Consider the following 20,334-nt stretch of genomic DNA (forward strand, 5'->3'; position numbering starts at 1 on the left):
TTTCCGGTTTGCCGTGTCAGTGGAGGCGCATTATAGGGAACGGCTCAGATAGCGCAAGTGCAAATTGAGACTTTTTTACTGACCGTTCATTTTGCACTCAAAAGGAGTATTAAATAAGCAAAAACCCCTCAAAAGGGCAAAAAAAACGGGCCAGAGGCCCGTTTTTCATTCCACACCCTTACTGATGTGCAGTAATGATGTTGTTCTCCACATCCATTTCGATGGTTTTGCCTGGCACCAGCGAACCGGCAAGGATCTGCTGAGCCAGCGGGTTCTCGATCTGCTGCTGTATCGCACGTTTCAGCGGACGTGCACCGTAGACTGGATCATATCCGTTCTCCGCCAGCAGTTTGATCGCATCATCAGAGATGTGCAGCTGATAACCCCGTTCATCCAGACGTTTGTACAGCCGCTGCAGCTGAATCTGCGCAATGGACGCAATATGTTTCTCAGCCAGCGGATGGAACACCACCACCTCATCAATACGGTTGACGAACTCAGGACGGAAATGCTGTCCGACCACACCCATCACGATATCTTTCATTTCCGGGTAGCTGAGATTGCCGAACCGCTCCTGGATTAAATCTGATCCCAGGTTAGAGGTCATAATCACCACGCTGTTACGGAAATCGACCGTCCGGCCCTGCCCATCCGTCAGACGCCCATCATCCAGCACCTGCAGCAGAATGTTAAAGACATCAGGATGCGCTTTCTCTACTTCATCCAGCAGGATGACCGAATAAGGCCGACGGCGCACAGCTTCGGTCAGATAACCGCCCTCTTCATAGCCGACATAACCCGGAGGTGCACCCACCAGCCGTGATACTGAGTGTTTTTCCATAAATTCGGACATGTCGATACGAACCATCGCATCGTCACTGTCGAACAGGAAATTAGCCAGCGCTTTACACAACTCCGTCTTACCGACCCCGGTTGGCCCCAGGAACAGGAAGGAACCGATAGGCCGGTTTGGATCAGAAAGGCCTGCGCGACTACGGCGAATAGCATTTGATACCGCCTCAACCGCTTCATCCTGTCCGATGACCCGGCCATGTAAGTCCTGCTCCATGCGCAGTAACTTATCGCGCTCACCTTCCATCATTCGTGCGACCGGAATACCGGTCCAGCGTGCCAGCACATCGGCAATCTCCACATCGGTTACCCGGTTACGCAGTAACTTCATGGTCTTGCCTTCCGCCTGAGTCGCTGCGGCTAGCTGTTTTTCCAGTGCCGGAATTTTACCGTACTGCAGCTCTGACATCTGAGCGAGGTCACCCTGGCGACGTGCCTGCTCTAAATTCAGACGCGCCTGCTCAAGTTCCGCTTTGATGTTCTGCGTGCCGGACAGCGAGGCTTTCTCTGTCTTCCACTCATCTTCCAGCTCGGCGTATTCGCGCTCTTTCTGGTTGAGCTCGGTTTCCAGCATTTCAAGACGCTTGATGCTGGCATCGTCCGCCTCTTTCTTCAGCGCCTGCTGCTCCAGCTTCAGCTGAATGATACGGCGCTCCAGGCGATCCAGTGATTCCGGCTTCGAGTCCATCTGCATACGAATGCTGGAAGCTGCCTCATCGATCAGGTCAATCGCTTTATCCGGCAGCTGCCGGTCAGCAATATAACGATGAGACAGGGTCGCCGCCGCAACAATCGCCGGGTCAGTGATCTGCACATGGTGATGCAGTTCATAACGCTCTTTCAGACCACGCAGAATGGCGATGGTATCTTCCACACTCGGCTCAGCCACAAAGACTTTCTGGAAACGACGCTCCAGCGCGGCATCTTTTTCAATGTACTGGCGATACTCATCAAGCGTAGTGGCACCCACACAGTGCAGTTCACCACGCGCCAGCGCAGGTTTAAGCATATTGCCGGCGTCCATCGCACCGTCCGCTTTACCGGCTCCCACCATGGTGTGCAGCTCGTCGATAAACAGAATGACGTTGCCTTCCTGTTTCGACAGGTCACTCAGTACGCCTTTCAGACGCTCTTCGAATTCACCGCGATATTTCGCCCCGGCCACCAGCGCACCCATATCCAGTGCCAGTACCCGACGTCCTTTCAGACCCTCAGGCACTTCACCATTGATGATGCGCTGCGCCAGCCCTTCGACAATCGCGGTTTTACCCACGCCAGGTTCACCAATCAGTACCGGGTTGTTTTTGGTACGGCGCTGCAGAACCTGGATGGTGCGGCGAATCTCTTCGTCACGACCGATGACCGGATCGAGTTTGCCCTTCTCTGCCCGCTCGGTCAGGTCGATAGTGTATTTTTTTAAAGCCTGGCGCTGATCTTCAGCCCCCTGATCGTTCACGTTGTCTCCTCCCCGCATCTGTTCAATCGCACTGGTGATTTTTTCACGCGTTGCGCCCGCTGCTTTGAGCAGATCGGCCAGTGAGCCCCGCGATTCCAGGGCGGCCAGAACAAATAATTCGGATGAAATAAAGTTATCGTTGCGCTTCTGTGCCAGCTTGTCGCACAGGTTTAATACCCGGACGAGGTCAGATGAGGGTTGTACATCGCCTTCGCTGCCTTCAACTTGTGGCAGGCGATCAATAGCCTGCTCAACCTGAGCGCGAAATGGCGTAACGTCGACACCGGCCGAAGTCAGTAAAGGTGAAACCGATCCGCCTTCCTGTTTGAGCAATGCGCTCATCAGATGCAGAGGTTCGATGAATTGATTGTCGTGTCCCAGAGCGAGGGACTGCGCGTCGGCGAGAGCCAGCTGAAATTTATTAGTAAGACGATCCAGACGCATAATTCCTCCCATTACAGGTCAAAATGCTACTGGAGATTAAATGAGGTCATCCCTCAAAATTTCAAGGTTAATGACCTGAGATTTGAGTAAAAAATACGCTAACTGGACCGTCTTATGGCGTAAGGTTATAACAGCCAGATCAAAGTTGCCATACGCCCGGTGATCCCATCGCGGCGGAAAGAGAAGAAATCGTCGCGCTGCGTAAAGGTACAAAGGCTGCTGGCGCTGACTGAATTCACGCCCGCTGCCTGTAGTCGCATCTGCGCCAGCAGGCCGATGTCGGCGTAAAAGCGGTCACCTGATGGACGGAAAGCCTGCACAGCCCTGGGATCCTGAGCCATAAAGGCCTGACGGACTTCTTCGCCGACCTCAAACGCATCAGGTCCGATTGCCGGTCCAAGCCAGGCATGAATCTGATCAGGCGGCGAACGAAACTGCGCCAGCGTATTTTCCAGTATACCCGCACAAAGTCCGCGCCAGCCTGCATGTGCCGCCGCCACTTCCGTGCCATCCTGCGAACAGAACAGGACCGGAAGACAGTCAGCGGTCATGATGGCACAGACGACACCGGGCTGATCGGTAATACAGGCATCAGCACGTAATGGCGTACTTCCCCCTGCAGTCAGACGCACAACCTCAGTGCCATGAACCTGATCCAGCCACTGCGGCATGGCAGGCAAACCCGCCTCTTCCAACAGCAACTGCCGGTTACGCGCCACCGCATCCGGATTATCCCCCACATGCCCGCCGAGATTCAGTGCATCCCAGGGCGATGTGCTGATGCCGCCCTGTCGCTGCGTCGAGCAGGCCCGAACGCGTGACGGAGCGGACCATTGAGGAGTAATCAGATTCATCACCAATTCAACTGGTCTTTAAATTCTTCAGTGTCTGCTTTTAACGCCGCGATGAGATCAACCATGTCCTGCGGAAGCGCAGCATGGAATTCCATTTCAATACCACTGATGGGGTGATAGAGGCGCAACATCGTGGCGTGCAGTGCCTGACGATCGAAACCGCGCAGCGTAGTAATAAATGCTTCAGACGCGCCTTTTGGCGGACGCGGACGGCCACCGTAAAGTGGATCGCCCACCAGCGGATGGCTGATGTGAGACATATGCACACGGATCTGGTGAGTACGACCGGTTTCCAGACGCAGGCGCAGACGGGTATGGGCCCGGAAGTGCTCCATGATGCGGTAATGAGTGACCGCCGGTTTACCCATTGGGTGTACCGCCATGTGGGTGCGTTTGGTTGAGTGACGGCTGATAGGCTGCTCAACGGTGCCGCCCGCAGTCATATTGCCAATCGCAACCGCTTCATATTCACGGGTGATTTCGCGACGCTGCAGCGAGTCCACCAGATGCGTCTGAGCCGGAACGGTTTTCGCGACCACCATTAAGCCGGTGGTGTCTTTATCCAGCCGGTGTACGATGCCCGCGCGCGGCACATCCATAATCGCCGGATAGTGATGAAGTAAGGCGTTTAACACCGTGCCATCCGGATTACCGGCGCCAGGGTGAACCACGAAGTCGCGTGGTTTGTTGATGACAATAATGTCTTCATCTTCATAAACGATGTCGAGTGGCAGATTCTGCGGTTCCCAGCGCTGCGCCTCCTCGATCTCAGCGTCAATCGCGACCAGCTCGCCGCCCAGCACTTTTTCTTTGGGTGTATCGACCATGACGCCGTTTACAGTAACGCGACGATCGAGGATCCACTCTTTTATGCGAGAACGTGAATAATCAGGGAACAATTCCGCCAAAGTCTGATCTAAGCGTTGTCCGAGTTGTGATTCGGATACCGTTGCGGTGAGTTGAACTTGTTGTGCCATATACAGCTTCTTCGTTAACGTTGGGTTTTCACGGCGATGCCGTTTAATATAATGTGCTATCGTACCTGGTCATTACCGGGAGCTATACGGACAGCTTCCGCCATAACATTTGAGGATAATCACTTCGTCATGACGCGTATGAAACATCTGGTGGCTGCTGCCACACTGAGCCTGGCACTTGTTGGTTGTTCCGGCTCAAATGACGCGGTACCGGACAGCCCGCCTTCTGAAATCTATGCTACAGCGCAGCAAAAGCTGCAGGACGGTAACTTTAAAGCTGCGATTAAGCAACTGGAAGCGCTGGATAATCGTTATCCGTTCGGTCCTTATTCGCAGCAGGTGCAGCTGGATTTAATCTACGCGTACTATAAAAATGCCGATCTGCCCCTGGCGCAGGCTGCCATTGCTCGCTTTATGCGTCTGAACCCCACGCATCCGAACATTGACTATGTCATCTATATGAAAGGTCTGACGGACATGGCGCTGGATGACTCCGCGCTGCAGGGCTTCTTTGGTATTGATCGTTCTGACCGCGATCCGACGCACGCTCGTGATGCTTTCCGCGACTTTTCCCAGCTGCTGCGGAGTTACCCGAACAGCCAGTATGCGGCTGATGCTCAGAAACGCCTGGTCTATCTGAAAGACCGTCTGGCTAAATATGAGCTGTCAGTGGCGCAATTCTATACTAAGCGTGAGGCTTATGTCGCGGTTGTTAACCGTGTCGAAGGTATGATGCGCGATTATCCGGATACGCAGGCAACACACGATGCCCTGCCGCTGATGGAGAATGCTTACCGCAATCTGCAACTGAACGCTGAAGCCGATAAAGTGGCGAAAATCATTGCTGCTAACAAAAGCTGATAGTCAGACAGATTCTAAGCCATAAAAAAAGCAGCCTCTCAGGGCTGCTTTTTTTTGCTTACAGAACAGTCAGATTTGGATCTGTTCTCAGCGAGCTAACTCATCAAGCATGCCGTGTTAATCGTTTCGCTTCAAGCCATTTCGGCCAGTTTCTCTGCCTTTCTCACAGAATGTTGTGACTGACAAAAAGTGACATTTTTTCGTGATCGAAATCCCACATTGAACGCTTTTTCGCGCTATGCTGAGAAGACCAAGACGGAAATGACAGAGAGGTAAGAACGATGATTCTGAACATTACCAGTAAACAAATGGACATCACTCCGGCAATCCGAAGCCATGTTGAAGACCGTCTCGCCAAGCTCGAAAAATGGCAAACCGACCTGATTAATCCACATATTGTCCTTTCCAAAGAGCCCAAAGAATTCGTGGCTGACGCCACTATTAACACACCTAACGGGACTCTGGTGGCCAGCGCCAAGCACGATGATATGTATACCGCTATCAACGATTTGATTGCCAAGCTCGAGCGTCAGCTGAATAAAGTTCAGCACAAGTCTGAAGCACGCCGCGCCAGTGCCAGCGTGAAAGACATCATTCCCGCCGACGAAGAGTCCTGATTTTCTTAACGTTGTTTCTTAACGCGCCTGCGGGCGCGTTTTTTATTGACAGCTTTTAAGCAGTACGGTTACTCTCAGGTCACTCTCTTTTCGGACATGACAATGAAACCTGATCTGTTTTTCTTCGCTTTCTTTTTTACCTTCCCCTGAACGGGAGGCCATTCGTCGTGTGAAAATGAAAGCGAAGACGAACACCAAAGCCTCCCAACCGGGAGGCTTTTTTTTTGGATAGCATACAGGTGAGCCCTATGAATCCCGATAATCCATTGCTGGCGCTACGCGATAAAATCAGCGCCGTGGATAAAAAACTTCTGACGCTGCTGGCCGAGCGTCGTTTGCTGGCAGTGGAAGTTGCACAAGCGAAACTGGCGACGCATCGCCCGATTCGGGATGTGGAGCGCGAACGCGCGCTACTGGAGAATCTCATCGTACTGGGTAAGGCACACAACCTGGATGCGCACTACATCACCCGTCTGTTCCAGCTGGTAATTGAAGATTCCGTGCTGACTCAGCAAGCGCTGCTGCAAAAAAACCTCAACCATCCCCATGCGCATGCCGCCCGTATCGCCTTCCTGGGCCCGAAAGGCTCTTATTCGCATCTTGCAGCACGCAACTACGCGTCGCGCCATTTCGATAGCATGGTGGAGTGTGGCTGCCTGAAGTTTCACGACATCATCAAACAGGTCGAAAATGGCGTAGCTGATTACGCCGTGATGCCGATTGAGAATACCAGTTCAGGCTCGATCAACGATGTCTACGATCTGCTGCAACAGACAAGCCTCTCAATCGTGGGCGAGCTGACATTGCCTATCGACCACTGCGTGCTGGTGAATGGCCCCACCGACCTTCAGCAGATTGAGACGGTTTACAGCCATCCTCAACCGTTCCAGCAGTGCAGCCAGTTTATTAATCGTTTCCCGCACTGGAAAATCGAATACACCGAGAGTACCGCGGCAGCGATGGAGAAAGTGGCTGCGCTCAACTCACCTAAGGTGGCGGCGCTGGGCAGTGAGGCCGGCGGCGAACTGTATCAGCTGCAGGTGCTGGAACGTAATCTGGCGAATCAGCAGCAGAATCACACCCGCTTTATCGTGCTGGCCCGCAAAGCAATCGAGGTTTCTGACCAGGTACCAGCGAAAACCACGCTGATTATGGCAACCGGCCAGCAGGCGGGTGCGCTGGTCGACGCGCTGCTGGTACTGCGTCAGCACAACCTGATTATGAGCAAGCTGGAGTCCCGCCCGATTAATGGTAATCCGTGGGAAGAGATGTTTTACATTGATGTGCAGGGCAACCTGCAATCAGAGCGGATGCAGCAGGCGCTGCAGGAATTACAGACCATGACCCGCTCTCTGAAGGTACTGGGCTGTTACCCCAGCGAAAATGTGGTGCCCGCTGAACCTGGCGAATAAAAAGAAGAAAAAAGGCATCCAACTGGATGCCTTTTTCATTGATGGATGGCTGTCATTTATGGGCGGCTGTCATTGGCCGATCGCAACAGGCTTCGGCTTTCGACCAGGAAGCGTTTTGCGTGATCGCCAAACCACTGTTCAACCCGGTTAAAGCTGGCGATAAACGCCTGCTTGTCGCCCTGCTCCAGCAGCGCAATCGCTTCACCAAACCGCTGGTAATAGCGTTTTATCAGCGCCAGATTACTCTCTGAAGACATGATGATATCCGCATAGAGTTGCGGATCCTGAGCGAACAACCGCCCCACCATCGCCAGTTCAAGCCGGTAAATGGGCGACGAGAGCGCCAGCAGCTGATCCAGATTGACGTTCTCTTCGGCTAAATGCAGACCATAAGCGAAGGTAGCAAAGTGACGCAGCGCCTGAATGAATGCCATGTTCTGGTCATGCTCAACAGCGCTGATACGATGCAGACGCGCACCCCAGACCTGAATCTGCTCCAGGAACCACTGATACGCTTCCGGTTGTCGTCCATCACACCAGACCACCACCTGTTTTGCCAGGCTGCCGCTGTCCGGGCCAAACATCGGATGCAGACCCAACACAGGCCCGTTATGGGCAGCCAGCATTGCCTGCAGAGGCCGGTTTTTGACCGACGCCAGATCGACCAGAATACAATCTTCCGGCAGTGGTGGCAGTTGGGCAATTACCTGCTCGGTCAGGTGAATCGGCACGCTAATGATCACCATTCCGGCATCGCTGAGCAAAGTCTCAGCCTGAGGCCAGTCCTCTTTATCCAGCGTTTTAACCGTGTAGCCTGATAGCCCGAGCATTTTTTCAAACAGCCGGCCCATCTGGCCCTTACCACCGACAATCACCACCGGGCGCAGTTCAGGACAGAGGGTTTTAAAGCCTTTGTCATTCTCGCTGGTATAGGATTCCCGCATCACGCGACGCAGCACATCCTCAATCAGATCCGGTGGGACGCCGAGCGCTTCGGCCTCTTTACGACGGGAAGCCAGCATCGTCGCTTCACGCTCAGGCACATAGATAGGCAGGCCGTAACGGCTCTTCACCTCACCTACCTCGGCCACCAGTTCCAGTCGCTTAGCCAGCAGATCCAGCAGCGCTTTATCAACACTGTCAATTTGATCGCGTAACGCGGTCAGTTCAGCCACCATTGCTCTTACACCTCTTGTGACAGACGCGCCGACAGCACTCCCTGCAGATCCTGATGCATTTCACGCAGCAACGTTTCGGTCACTTCCCAGTTGATGCATGCATCGGTTACGGAAACGCCATACTTCATTTCGCTGCGTGGCTGCTCAGAAGACTGGTTACCTTCATTGATATGGCTTTCCAGCATCAAGCCAATGATTGAACGGTTCCCGTCTTTGATCTGCGCAATAGCGGATTCCGCTACGCCAGGCTGACGGCTGTAGTCTTTGTTCGAATTACCATGGCTGCAATCTATCATTAAGGCTGGACGCAGTCCCGCCTTGAGCATCTCTTTTTCACACTGCGCGACATCTTCAGGACCGTAGTTCGGCGCTTTGCCGCCACGCAGGATCACGTGACCATCCGGATTGCCCTGAGTCTGCAGCAGGCAGACCTGACCGGCCTGATTAATCCCGACAAAACGGTGTGGCATTGCGGCTGCACGCATGGCGTTGATTGCCGTTCCCAGACTGCCATCGGTGCCATTTTTAAAGCCTACCGGCATCGACAGGCCCGAGGCCATTTCACGGTGCGTCTGCGATTCAGTGGTACGTGCGCCAATGGCAGACCAGCTGAACAGGTCGCCCAGATATTGCGGACTATTGGGATCCAGCGCTTCAGTGGCCAGAGGCAAACCCATTTCAACCAGGTTCACCAGCAGCTGGCGCGCAATGTGCAGACCCGCTTCCATATCAAACGAGTTATCCATGAAAGGATCGTTGATCAGCCCTTTCCAGCCGACGGTGGTACGAGGTTTTTCAAAATAGACGCGCATCACGATAAAGAGCTGATCTTTCAGCTGTTCAGAAAGGGTTTGCAGACGACGAGCATAGTCCAGTGCCACTTCGGTATCGTGAATTGAGCAGGGTCCGCACACCACCAGCAGACGCGGATCGCGGCCGGCAATAATGTCAGAGATAGTCTGGCGCGACGCCGCGACCTGATCCTGCTGTTCAGTGGTCAGTGGAAACTTCGCTTTCAGCTCTTCAGGCGTGATTAATACCTGTTCACCGGCGATATGCACATTGTTCAGCGCGTCTTTTTGCATGATGGCGATCCTTTGGCTCGTATTGGCAGTCATGGACTCCTCACTGAGGAATGCAAATACTGTATCACAGGCAATACATAGCGCAATATTATATGTACACTTTTATTACCACGGATGAAGAAGGGTGCGAAATATACTTAAAATAAACAATAAAATCATGCATATAATAAAAACCTCAACCACAAAAAACCAAAGACAATTGTACAAATAAGTTTACAGTTAAGGTTATTGCCTTTCTTCTACCCACAGGCAGAATAAAAGAATCATTCTGTTCGCGCTGAGAGAGTTATGTACCCATCACCACAAAATATTTATCTGCGACCTTTTGAGCTCAGCGACGTATCTGCGTTTACCACTGCGGTTAATGCCTCGCTGGATAGCCTTATCCCATGGATGGTCTGGGCGCATCACGATTATCAGCCTCATGAAGCAGAAAGCTGGATCCGCTTTACCCACTGGCAACGGATGAAAGAGGAAGCGGAAGAGTTTGCCATCGTTGATCAGCATGACCAGCTGCTGGGGGGCGCAGGAATACGCTTTGCCCGTCATCCGGGTGACACCAGCGCAATTGGCTACTGGGTTCGCAGTGATGCCCAGCGTCAGGGAATCGCCAGCCGCGCGGTGGCCGCGTTGCTGCCGCTGGGGTTTTCACGCCCAGAGACGCGGGTGATTGAGATTCTGGCAGCAGAGGATAACCTGGCCAGTCGGGGCGTGGCTGAGAAGTGCGGTGGTCAGTTCATTGGCTGTCGCTATGGCCTGATCGTCTTAGAGGAAGGGCCGGTTAATACCGCGATTTATCATTTTCAGCGGCCGGACGACGGTTAACTGCAGGCAGTAAGGTTGACTGTGACATAAAAAAGGGGCTGGCAGATGCCAACCCCTTGTTTGCTATTAACTTTTAGATGTCGCGTTAGCGATACCTTAGTTAAGACGCTCTTTAATACGAGCAGACTTACCAGTACGCTCACGCAGGTAGTACAGTTTGGCTTTACGCACAGCGCCACGACGTTTAACAGCGATGCTGTCAATTACAGGTGAATGAGTCTGGAATACACGCTCAACGCCTTCGCCGTTAGAAATTTTGCGAACAGTGAATGCAGAGTGCAGACCGCGGTTACGGATAGCGATAACCACGCCCTCGAATGCCTGCAGACGTTTTTTAGAACCTTCAACGACCCATACTTTCACTTCCACGGAATCACCCGGGCGGAAGGAAGGTACGTCCTGTTTCATCTGCTCTTGTTCAATTTGCTTGATAATGTTGCTCATAATTAAATCTCATATCCTGGGTAAACTGATAGTCGGGGAAGAGCTTACTCTTCCACATCATCGTTTTGTTGCTGCTGAGATTCCCGCTGGAACTCATTCAGCAACCTTGCTTGCTCTTCAGTCAGAGCCAGGTTTTCCAGAAGTTCAGGTCTTCTCAGCCAGGTACGGCCTAGCGACTGCTTCAGACGCCAGCGGCGAATATCAGCATGGTTGCCTGACAGTAATACTGCCGGGACCTCCACGCCGTCTAACACTTCAGGTCGGGTATAGTGCGGACAATCCAGCAAACCTTCCGAGAACGAATCCTCATCGGCTGACGCCTGCTTGCCGAGCACGCCAGGAATAAACCGGGCGACTGCGTCAATCATCGTCATCGCTGGCAGTTCCCCGCCGCTGAGAACGTAATCACCGATTGACCATTCTTCATCAATTTCGGTCTGGATTACGCGCTCATCAATCCCTTCATAACGGCCACAGACCAGAATTAACTTGTCCCGTGCCGCCAGTTCGCAAACGCCCTGTTGGTCCAGTTTGCGACCCTGAGGTGAAAGATATATCACCCTGGCCCCATCACCTGCCGCTGCTTTCGCTGCGGAGATGGCATCCCGTAAGGGTTGTACCATCATCAGCATTCCCGGTCCGCCGCCGTAAGGACGATCATCCACGGTACGGTGCCGGTCGTGCGTGAAGTCACGAGGACTCCAGCTCTGAATGCTGAGCAGACCGTTTTTTACAGCCCGGCCAGTTACCCCGTAATCGGTAATAGCGCGAAACATTTCTGGAAACAGGCTAATAACACCAATCCACATTGTATTCGCCGTTACGTTACCGTTCGATTCGGAGATCAAAAACCAGGATCCCAATCTACCTCAATGATGCCAGTAGAGAGATCGACTTTCCTGATAACCTGTTCATCAAGAAACGGAATTAACCGCTCCTGAGCACCGAATGCATCCTTCAGGTTTGCCTTAACGACGAGAACGTCGTTCGAGCCGGTTTCCATCATATCGATGACTTTACCCATCTCGTAGCCTTCAAGGTTAACTACCTGGCAGCCCATAAGGTCTTTCCAGTAGTAGTCGCCCTCTTCCAGCGATGGCAACTGCGTCGAGTCAACCTGAATTTCGCAATTGGTTAACTGAGCCGCCGCATCCCGATCTTCAATGCCTTTGACTTTGATGATCAGGTCCTGATTGTGGTGCTTCCAACCGTCCAGTTCGACCTGCTGCCATTTACCGGCGCGCTGGATGAACCAGGGTTGGTAGTTGAAGATGCTTTCAGCGTCTTCAGTGGAGGAAAACACTTTGAGCCAGCCGCGAATACCGTAGGCGGCTCCCATCTTACCCAATACAATCGGGTTAACAGGAGGCTGTGCGGCAATTTGTCTGCTCATGCTCACCACCGTGACAGATTAAGCTGCTTTCTTAGCTTCTTTGACCAGCGCGTTAACGCGATCAGAAAGCGTTGCGCCCTGGCCAACCCAGTGCTCGATACGATCCAGATCAAGACGCAGACCTTCAGCCTGACCAGATGCGATCGGGTTGAAGAAACCAACGCGCTCGATAAAACGACCGTTGCGTGCATTGCGGCTGTCAGTGACGACGACCTGATAGAACGGACGCTTTTTAGCGCCGTGACGTGCCAAACGAATTGTTACCATAACATCCTCTTCAGTTAATAAAACACCCGGCCCCCATCGAGGAACGGGGTCCGGGTGCTGTATAAAAAGCCCGAAAATTTTACTCATTTTGGCGAAAAAAGCAACCTAAACCGTGCCATTTCGGGCTTTTTTGTGGAACGCTTTAGCGGCCAGGAAAACCTGGCGGCATCATACCCTTCATGCCGCGCATCATTTTCGCCATACCGCCCTTCTTCATTTTCTTCATCATACGCTGCATATCGTCAAACTGCTTCAATAAGCGGTTAACGTCCTGCACCTGCATACCGGAGCCGGTCGCAATGCGGCGCTTGCGTGAGCCTTTGATGATCTCTGGTTTTTCACGCTCTTTGCGTGTCATCGAGTTGATGATCGCTTCCATGCGCACCAGCACTTTGTCATCCATCTGTGACTTCACATTGTCAGGCAACTGTCCCATACCGGGCAGTTTGCCCATCAGGCTGGCCATGCCGCCCATGTTGCGCATCTGCTTCAGCTGCTCAAGGAAGTCGTTGAGATCAAAACCGTCGCCGGTTTTCAGCTTCTTAGCCAGTTTCTCAGCCTGATCGCGGTCAACCTTGCTTTCGATATCTTCGATCAGTGACAGCACGTCACCCATGCCGAGGATACGCGAAGCAATACGCTCCGGATAGAACGGCTCAAGTGCATCGGTTTTTTCACCGACACCCATAAATTTAATCGGCTTACCGGTGATATGACGAATCGACAGCGCCGCACCGCCTCGTGCATCACCATCGACTTTGGTCAGGATAACACCGGTCAGCGGTAGTGCTTCATTAAAAGCTTTAGCCGTGTTTGCCGCATCCTGACCGGTCATGGCATCGACCACAAACAGCGTTTCTACCGGATTGATCGCGGCATGAACCTGTTTGATTTCGTCCATCATCGCTTCGTCAACGTGCAGACGACCGGCGGTATCCACCAGCAGTACATCGTAGAACTTCAGGCGAGCTTCACGCAGCGCATTGTTAACGATATCGACCGGCTTCTGGCTGAGATCGGATGGGCAGAAATCCACGCCCACCTGCTGTGCCAGCGTTTCCAGCTGTTTGATTGCCGCCGGACGATAGACGTCGGCAGAAACCACTAAGACTTTCTTTTTGTGCTTCTCACGCAGGAACTTACCCAGCTTAGCGACGCTGGTCGTTTTACCGGCACCCTGCAGACCCGCCATCAGCACCACGGCTGGCGGCTGAGCAGCCAGGTCGAGTGCATTGTTCTCTGCACCCATCGCCGTAACCAGCTCGTTACGAACGATTTTGATAAACTCCTGACCCGGAGTCAGGCTTTTATTCACATCATGGCCGACCGCGCTCTCTTTCACACGGTTGATGAAGTCACGCACCACCGGCAGCGCAACGTCAGCCTCAAGCAGTGCCATGCGCACTTCACGCAGGGTCTCTTTGATGTTCTCTTCAGTCAGCCTTCCGCGGCCGCTGATGTTTCGCAGGGTTTGCGACAAACGATCGGTTAAATTATCAAACATGGTCTCTCACTAAAAAAAAGATCGCGAGGCGCCTGATCGGCAGAATGCGGCGGATTATAACACGAAGCCTCAGCGATCTCTGCAATTGCCCCTCAGATCGTTTGGAGCCTGCTTCGGCTGGCGCTATACTGCCTTTTTCCTTATCTGACTGAACCTGAAAGGATCTATGTTCGTTTTCGCGATAGTGGCGCTATTCGCCTACTCCTTAAGTCTTGCCCTGATCATTCCCAGCCTGTTGAAACGTAACGGCGGCTGGCGGCGAATGGCGATGCTCTCTGCCTGTGTGGCGCTGGTGACACACGCGGTGGCCTTGCAGCAACGCATATTTGCTGTTGATAGCGGACAGAATTTAAGCCTGCTCAACATAGGCTCGCTGGTCAGCCTGTTGATTTGCGCCATCATGACCATTGTGGCGTCACGTAACCGTGGCTGGCTGCTGCTGCCGATTGTCTACAGCTTCGCGCTGATCAATCTGGCCTTCGCCACCTTTGTGCCCAATGCCTTCATCACCCATCTGGAAACCACGCCAGGCATGATGATCCATATCGGCCTGTCGCTGTTCGCTTATGCGACGCTGATTATTGCCGCGCTCTATGCGCTGCAGCTGGCGTGGATCGATTACCAGTTAAAAAACAAGCGTCTGGCGTTCACACAGGATATGCCGCCGCTGCTGACCATTGAACGTAAGATGTTTCACATCACCCAGGTGGGCGTCGTGCTGTTGACGCTGGTGCTCTGCACCGGTCTGTTTTATATGCAGGATCTCTTCAGCGCAGAAAACGTCGATAAAGCCGTGCTCTCTATCATCGCGTGGTTTGTTTATATCGTTTTGCTCTGGGGGCACTATCATGAAGGCTGGCGTGGTCGCCGCGTCGTCTGGTTTAACTGCAGCGGTGCGGTGCTGTTAACCATGGCTTACTTCGGCAGTCGCATCCTGCAGCATCTGCTTGTCCCCACCTCTCGTTAAAAAGGAAGTTCTGCGTTGGAGAATGTTTCAACCACCACGCTGATTATTATTCTCTGCGTCATGGTACTGGTTTCCGCCTGGTTTGCCGGGTCGGAAACCGGAATGATGACGCTTAACCGCTATAAGCTGCGCCATCAGGCCAAAAACGGCAGTCGCCCCGCACGCCGGGTGGAGAAGTTACTGCGTCGCCCCGACCGGTTGCTGAGCCTGGTATTAATCGGCAATAACCTGGTAAATATTCTGGCTTCCGCACTTGCCACCATTGTTGGCATGCGTATTCACGGTGACGAAGGGGTTGCGATCGCAACCGGTATACTGACCTTTGTAGTGCTGGTATTTGCTGAAGTGCTGCCGAAAACAGTGGCTGCCCTCTATCCCGAACGCGTCGCCTTTCCCAGCAGCCTGCTGCTGGTCCCGCTGCAATACATCATGCTGCCGCTGGTCTGGCTACTCAACACCATTACCCGTCTGCTGATGAGGATGGCGGGTATCCGCGCTGACGGTGCCATTAACTCCGCGCTGAGCAAAGAGGAGTTGCGTACCATCGTCTATGAGTCACGTAGCCTGATGTCACGCCGTAATCAGGACATGCTGCTCTCCGTGCTCGACCTGGAGAAAGTCAGCGTTGATGACATCATGGTTCCGCGTAACGAGATCGTCGGCATTAATATCAACGATGACTGGAAGTCGGTGGTGCGCCAGTTGAGCCACTCGCCACACGGCCGCATTGTGCTGTTCCGGGACTCGCTGGATGACTGCGTCGGCATGCTGCGGGTGCGCGAAGCCTGGCGCATGATGACGGAGAAAAAAGAGTTCACCAAAGAGACGCTGCTGCGCGCCGCCGATGAGATCTACTACATCCCGGAAGGGACACCGCTGAACACCCAACTGGTGAAGTTCCAGCGCAACAAAGAGAAAGCGGGCGTGGTGGTGGATGAGTATGGCGACATCAAAGGGCTGGTGACGATAGAGGACATTCTGGAGGAGATCGTGGGTGACTTCACCACCTCCATGTCACCATCACTGGCAGAAGAAGTGATGCCGCAGAATGATGGGTCCGTGCTGATTGAAGGCAGCGCCAGTGTGCGTGAAATTAACAAGGCGTTTAACTGGCAGCTGCCAGAGCAGGAAGCGCGCACCATCAACGGCATGCTGCTGGAAGCGCTGGAAGAGATCCCTGCCATCGCCACCCGTGTTCAGATCGGCCACTACAACGTCGATATTCTGGACGTGCAGGACAACATGATTAAACAGGTGCGCATCACGCCGAAGACGCCACTGAAAAAATCGGTAGGGTCCTGAAGCGATAAAAAAACGCCGCAATCGACATGATGCGGCGTTTTTTTTAGCAGCAAAGCTCTGACTAGATGTGCAGTTCTTTCAGCTTTTCAGCAGGCAGTTTCAGATCTTCGTTGCGGTTAACGCCGATCTCATGCGCCAGCACATTGCGGGCGATCTGCTGCGCTTCATCCAGTGAGTGCAGCTTGTAGCTACCGCACTGGTATTCATTCAGCTCAGGGATCTGGTTCTGATCTTTCACTTTCAGAACATCTTCCATCGCCCCTTTCCACGCTTTGGCAACGCGCTGCTCGTCTGGTGTACCAATCAGGCTCATGTAGAAGCCGGTGCGGCAACCCATTGGCGAGATATCGACGATTTCCACACCATCACCATTCAGGTGATCACGCATGAAGCCGGCAAAGAGATGCTCCAGCGTATGAATGCCACGCTCAGTGAGAATATCAATGTTCGGGCGGCAAAAACGCAGGTCAAAAACGGTAATCGTATCGCCATGCGGAGTCTTCATGGTTTTCGCAACGCGAACTGCCGGTGCGCCCATGATGGTGTGATCAACGGTAAAACTGTCCAGTAGTGGCATACGTCACCTCCTGTTCTGAGAATTTTTTTTAAAACGATGAAACTTTTCTGTTCGCCCAACGTCTGAATATATGAAAGACGCGCATTTGTTATCATCATCCCTGACAACAGAGATGTTAATTTGGCCACATTGATGTGGCCTTTTTCTTTTCTACCCTTCCCGGCTCGCCAGATACGCTTCAAAATCCAGCTTATCATTCGCTTCCAGCTGCTGCTGTGCAGCAACAGACGCCTGCGCCTGACGCGTGAAATCTTCTTCTGTCAGCACTTCCAGCGGCTCTTCGCAGAGCAGATGGCGATACTGTTCAGCCAGCGCCACGCCGGTTCCGGTTACACCATTGTCCTTCATTGCCTGAAGGATGCGCGCCGAGTAGGTTAGCTCAGGATCGTCGAACGATGCTACCAGTTGATCGCAAACCTGCTGATATTCCGTGCTGTCCTGATTATGACTGTCTAACACTTCAGCAACCCGACGCAGATCGGCAAACAGGGTTTTGCCCACTTCAACCAGCGAATGTTCCGCTTCTCCGCAGCCTACGGCAATTTTCTGGTCCGGTTTACGCCCTTCCAGCACAACCCGGTTCCAGTTTATACGGGTGCATTGCAACTCATCTGCACTCATTTCCGGCGCATCGGCCAGGGTACACCAGATCAGGAACAGGTCGAGGAAGCGAACCTGATTCTCATCTACGCCGATTGCAGAGAACGGATTGATATCCAGCGAACGCACTTCAATGTACTCAATACCACCACGCAGCAGCGCATCAGAGGGCGCTTCACCCGAGCGTGTCACACGCTTAGGCCGGATTGGCGCATAGAGCTCGTTTTCAATCTGCAGCACGTTGGTGTTGAGCTGCAGCCAGTTACCGTCGGCATCTTTAGTGCCCATCGCTGCATACTCTTCTGACGGTGTCTTGATCGCTTTCTTCAGCGCGGTGACATAGCCTTCCAGTGAGTTAAACGTGATGCCCAGAGAGCTCTGCGATTTATTGGTGTAGCCTAAATCGCTCAGACGCAGTGAGGTAGCATACGGCAGCCACATCGTGTCTTTGTCGTTGGTTTCGAATGGCAGCGCGCTCTCACGGCCCTGCAGGAAGCTGGAGCTGATAGCAGGCGATGCGCCAAACAGATAGGGGATCACCCAGCCGAAGCGATAATAGTTGCGGATCAGCCGCAGATAGCCCGCCGAGATGGTCTCTTTTCCGCTTTCCTTATCTTTCACGTCAGCCCACTCCTGCCAGAATGAGAGTGGCAGTGAGAAGTTATAGTGAATGCCGGAGATGGTCTGCATCAACGCGCCGTAGCGGTTTTTCAGCCCTTCGCGGTAGAGCGTCTTCATCTGACCAATATTGGATGTGCCATATTGCGCCAGCTCAATATTGTCCGCATCGTCAATCACGCACGGCATACTAAATGGCCACATGCGTTCATCACCCAGTTCACGGGCAACGTGACGATGAATATCGCGCAGGAATGCCAGCATATGATCAATGCTGTGATCCACTGGCGTAATAAATTCCAGCAACGTTTCGGCAAAGTCAGTGGTGATCCAGTCATGTTTCAGCGCCGACCCCAGAGATTCCGGGTGACCGCTTTTTGCCAGCTCGCCATTTGCCTGTACACGCAGCGTTTCACGCTCGATGCCACGGCCAATACCTTTAAGGGCATTGGGATGCGCTTCCAGCCAGGAGAGCGCTTTAGATACGTCCGGGATCACATTACCCCCCCGCTGTGATAATAATTTATTTTTGTTCAGCATAATGTTAACCGTAGCCTCGAATCTGTGCGAATCAATGCCACCATTGCATACCCTGTAATGTGGCAGTCGCGATAACGATATAACGCAGTGTTTTGCCGACAGCGAGAAACAGCATCGCGGGTAGCCAGGCGAAACGTAACCAGCCTGCCAGAACGCAGAGCAGATCACCTATCACTGGCAGCCAGCTGAATAACAGTGCTGCAGGTCCCAGTCGGTGCAACCACGTCATTGCTGTGTCATGCCATCGCCCCTGACGTTTTAACGGCAGCAAGCGACCAATAAGAATGTTGGTTAAGCCGCCCAAGGTGTTTCCCAGTGATGCGGCCAAAAGCAACCCGTAAACTGATGTCTTTTTTGCTATCAATAGTGCTATCAGCAGTGCTTCAGAACTTCCCGGCAGGAGCGTTGCACTTAAAAAGCTGCTGCCGAACATCGAGGCATAGGTAAGAACGTCACTCACAGTAAGCGGACATCCACCACAGCCATACCTGCCGCCTTCGCTGCCTGAATACCAAAGTCCGCATCCTCAAACACCACACAACGTGCCGGCGTCACACCCATCAGCTCAGCGCAGCGTAAGAAGGTTTCTGGCTCAGGTTTATGACGCTGTACGTCGTCAGCACCGACGACGGCCGAAAAGAGCTCACGTACGCCCAGCTGCGTCAGTAACGCCTCTGCCATGCTGTGTTCGCTTCCGGTACCGACCGCCATCGGACGACGCCCGTGATACGCTTTCACCACCTCCATTAAAGGCAGTGGCTTCACGTTTTCCAGCAGCATCGCTTTCACGGCAGCGGTTTTTTCTGCGGCAAGAAGATGAGGGTCGAGTGACGACTGATTGGATTCAATGATGAACTGCGACAGCCGCCAGGTTGGTGCGCCATTGAAGTCGATAATACGAGCTTCATCCAGCGTTAATCCATAACGCGTCAGTACCTGACGCCACGCTTTTCGATGTGTCGGCTCAGTATCAAGAATCGTGCCGTCCATATCGAAAATCAGGGCGTCATATTGATCGTACATTGTCACTCCGGACATTCATCAAATGAGACATTACTTTAGCCTAATGTGGACAGGTTGTCGCCAGGGGGGATGAACAGCAAATGCTTTGAAAGCATTAACAATTTTTGTTTTCAGATAAAGGTGATCGTGCACGACCAGCGATAAACGTACGAAATTCCAGCGTTTTTTTAACATTCTTCTGGCAGACAAGCGGCGGCGGACGGGCATGGGCAGCAAAACAGAAGGCGTTGATGCGGGAAACAGGCGTTTCGGATCGCTTAAGTCAGGATGATGAATCAATGGAGCAGATTAAACAGGAAAAGAGTGCGTGTGAAGCCAGAGGGAAACTGCAGAGGTTTTTCAGGATACTCACTCAGCGTTTGCTGTACGGGCGGTTACGGAAGTAACGCTATCGTGTTTAGTGAGGTCTTAGCGATCATCGCGCCATGATACTTTGAGGGATTTTGAGGCTAAAGAAGAAGATGGTGCATCCAGGAGGATTCGAACCTCCGACCGCTCGGTTCGTAGCCGAGTACTCTATCCAGCTGAGCTATGGATG

Annotated in this window: 21 protein-coding genes and 1 other annotated feature; of the genes, 7 read left to right on the forward strand and 14 right to left on the reverse strand. The window is 52.9% G+C overall.

The genetic code is table 11. The annotated features are described in order from the left end of the window. Positions 1 to 178: 178 nt before the first annotated feature. From clpB to rluD, 3 genes are all read right to left on the reverse strand, one after another. Positions 179 to 2,764 (reverse strand): ATP-dependent chaperone ClpB, encoded by a 2,586-nt coding sequence (clpB, locus tag NR195_RS20945; protein WP_029519628.1) that lies wholly within the window; start codon positions 2,762 to 2,764, stop codon positions 179 to 181. 113 nt (positions 2,765 to 2,877) lie between these two features. After that, on the reverse strand, positions 2,878 to 3,606 hold the full coding sequence (gene yfiH, locus NR195_RS20950; RefSeq protein WP_022623778.1) for a purine nucleoside phosphorylase YfiH: 729 nt from the start codon (positions 3,604 to 3,606) through the stop codon (positions 2,878 to 2,880). Beyond that, complete coding sequence (rluD, locus tag NR195_RS20955; protein WP_010248442.1) at positions 3,606 to 4,583, reverse strand: 23S rRNA pseudouridine(1911/1915/1917) synthase RluD; 978 nt, start codon at positions 4,581 to 4,583, stop codon at positions 3,606 to 3,608. The genes yfiH and rluD overlap by 1 nt, the downstream gene beginning before the upstream one ends. 129 nt (positions 4,584 to 4,712) lie before the next feature. On the opposite strand from rluD, the gene bamD reads away from it, so the two are divergent. The 4 genes from bamD to pheA all read left to right on the forward strand — a co-directional run bounded on the left by bamD (position 4,713) and on the right by pheA (position 7,473). Next, a complete protein-coding gene (gene bamD / locus NR195_RS20960; protein ID WP_010248444.1) occupies positions 4,713 to 5,444 on the forward strand; it encodes an outer membrane protein assembly factor BamD in 732 nt (243 codons plus the stop codon). Positions 5,445 to 5,725: 281 nt separating this feature from the next. Then, a complete protein-coding gene (gene raiA, locus NR195_RS20965; RefSeq protein WP_003849030.1) occupies positions 5,726 to 6,061 on the forward strand; it encodes a ribosome-associated translation inhibitor RaiA in 336 nt (111 codons plus the stop codon). A 101-nt stretch (positions 6,062 to 6,162) separates the two neighbouring features. Beyond that, positions 6,163 to 6,287 (forward strand) — a sequence feature (Phe leader region). Further along, positions 6,164 to 6,211: a pheA operon leader peptide PheL gene (pheL, locus tag NR195_RS20970; protein ID WP_193555295.1), complete on the forward strand. Its 48-nt coding sequence runs from the start codon at positions 6,164 to 6,166 to the stop codon at positions 6,209 to 6,211. Its footprint overlaps the feature before it by 48 nt. Before the next feature lie 22 nt (positions 6,288 to 6,309). Beyond that, positions 6,310 to 7,473 carry a bifunctional chorismate mutase/prephenate dehydratase gene (gene pheA, locus NR195_RS20975; RefSeq protein WP_010248448.1) on the forward strand — a complete coding sequence of 388 codons (1,164 nt, stop codon included), beginning with the start codon at positions 6,310 to 6,312 and terminating at the stop codon, positions 7,471 to 7,473. 56 nt (positions 7,474 to 7,529) lie between these two features. On the opposite strand, the gene tyrA is transcribed toward pheA, so the two are convergent. Beyond that, on the reverse strand, positions 7,530 to 8,651 hold the full coding sequence (gene tyrA / locus NR195_RS20980) for a bifunctional chorismate mutase/prephenate dehydrogenase (protein WP_033758683.1): 1,122 nt from the start codon (positions 8,649 to 8,651) through the stop codon (positions 7,530 to 7,532). A 5-nt stretch (positions 8,652 to 8,656) separates the two neighbouring features. Then, a complete protein-coding gene (locus NR195_RS20985) occupies positions 8,657 to 9,736 on the reverse strand; it encodes a 3-deoxy-7-phosphoheptulonate synthase (protein ID WP_010672116.1) in 1,080 nt (359 codons plus the stop codon). A gap of 288 nt (positions 9,737 to 10,024) precedes the next feature. On the opposite strand from NR195_RS20985, the gene NR195_RS20990 reads away from it, so the two are divergent. Further along, complete coding sequence (locus NR195_RS20990) at positions 10,025 to 10,561, forward strand: GNAT family N-acetyltransferase (RefSeq protein ID WP_010248470.1); 537 nt, start codon at positions 10,025 to 10,027, stop codon at positions 10,559 to 10,561. Positions 10,562 to 10,657: 96 nt separating this feature from the next. On the opposite strand, the gene rplS is transcribed toward NR195_RS20990, so the two are convergent. The 5 genes from rplS to ffh all read right to left on the reverse strand — a co-directional run bounded on the left by rplS (position 10,658) and on the right by ffh (position 14,169). Beyond that, positions 10,658 to 11,005, reverse strand: coding sequence for a 50S ribosomal protein L19 (rplS, locus tag NR195_RS20995; RefSeq protein WP_003849035.1), 348 nt, complete (start codon positions 11,003 to 11,005; stop codon positions 10,658 to 10,660). Between the two features lie 44 nt (positions 11,006 to 11,049). After that, positions 11,050 to 11,814 (reverse strand): tRNA (guanosine(37)-N1)-methyltransferase TrmD, encoded by a 765-nt coding sequence (trmD, locus tag NR195_RS21000; RefSeq protein WP_010248477.1) that lies wholly within the window; start codon positions 11,812 to 11,814, stop codon positions 11,050 to 11,052. 35 nt (positions 11,815 to 11,849) lie between these two features. Further along, positions 11,850 to 12,398 (reverse strand): ribosome maturation factor RimM, encoded by a 549-nt coding sequence (gene rimM, locus NR195_RS21005; RefSeq protein ID WP_010248480.1) that lies wholly within the window; start codon positions 12,396 to 12,398, stop codon positions 11,850 to 11,852. Between the two features lie 18 nt (positions 12,399 to 12,416). Further along, entirely contained in the window at positions 12,417 to 12,665 is a 249-nt protein-coding gene (gene rpsP / locus NR195_RS21010) for a 30S ribosomal protein S16 (protein ID WP_003849041.1), read from the reverse strand. A 142-nt stretch (positions 12,666 to 12,807) separates the two neighbouring features. Continuing rightward, positions 12,808 to 14,169 (reverse strand): signal recognition particle protein, encoded by a 1,362-nt coding sequence (gene ffh, locus NR195_RS21015; RefSeq protein ID WP_010248486.1) that lies wholly within the window; start codon positions 14,167 to 14,169, stop codon positions 12,808 to 12,810. A 166-nt stretch (positions 14,170 to 14,335) separates the two neighbouring features. On the opposite strand from ffh, the gene NR195_RS21020 reads away from it, so the two are divergent. Together NR195_RS21020 and NR195_RS21025 are read left to right on the forward strand one after the other, a co-directional pair. After that, positions 14,336 to 15,136, forward strand: a complete 801-nt coding sequence (locus NR195_RS21020) for an inner membrane protein YpjD (RefSeq protein ID WP_010248489.1) — start codon at positions 14,336 to 14,338, stop codon at positions 15,134 to 15,136. A gap of 15 nt (positions 15,137 to 15,151) precedes the next feature. Next, positions 15,152 to 16,438 (forward strand): HlyC/CorC family transporter, encoded by a 1,287-nt coding sequence (locus NR195_RS21025; RefSeq protein ID WP_022623780.1) that lies wholly within the window; start codon positions 15,152 to 15,154, stop codon positions 16,436 to 16,438. A 61-nt stretch (positions 16,439 to 16,499) separates the two neighbouring features. Here NR195_RS21025 and luxS read toward each other — a convergent pair whose 3' ends face one another. The 4 genes from luxS to yqaB all read right to left on the reverse strand — a co-directional run bounded on the left by luxS (position 16,500) and on the right by yqaB (position 19,796). Next, on the reverse strand, positions 16,500 to 17,015 hold the full coding sequence (gene luxS / locus NR195_RS21030) for an S-ribosylhomocysteine lyase (protein ID WP_009086888.1): 516 nt from the start codon (positions 17,013 to 17,015) through the stop codon (positions 16,500 to 16,502). A 150-nt stretch (positions 17,016 to 17,165) separates the two neighbouring features. After that, positions 17,166 to 18,773 (reverse strand): glutamate--cysteine ligase, encoded by a 1,608-nt coding sequence (gene gshA / locus NR195_RS21035; protein WP_033770020.1) that lies wholly within the window; start codon positions 18,771 to 18,773, stop codon positions 17,166 to 17,168. 31 nt (positions 18,774 to 18,804) lie between these two features. Beyond that, positions 18,805 to 19,233, reverse strand: coding sequence for a YqaA family protein (locus NR195_RS21040; protein ID WP_010248498.1), 429 nt, complete (start codon positions 19,231 to 19,233; stop codon positions 18,805 to 18,807). Then, positions 19,230 to 19,796: a fructose-1-phosphate/6-phosphogluconate phosphatase gene (gene yqaB, locus NR195_RS21045; RefSeq protein ID WP_031594176.1), complete on the reverse strand. Its 567-nt coding sequence runs from the start codon at positions 19,794 to 19,796 to the stop codon at positions 19,230 to 19,232. Before yqaB ends, NR195_RS21040 begins: the two co-directional genes overlap by 4 nt. Between the last annotated feature and the right edge of the window lie 538 nt (positions 19,797 to 20,334).

This window comes from Pantoea sp. Ft-CA_14, from assembly GCF_024520875.1.
In the GTDB taxonomy this organism is placed as follows: Bacteria; Pseudomonadota; Gammaproteobacteria; order Enterobacterales; family Enterobacteriaceae; genus Pantoea; species Pantoea agglomerans.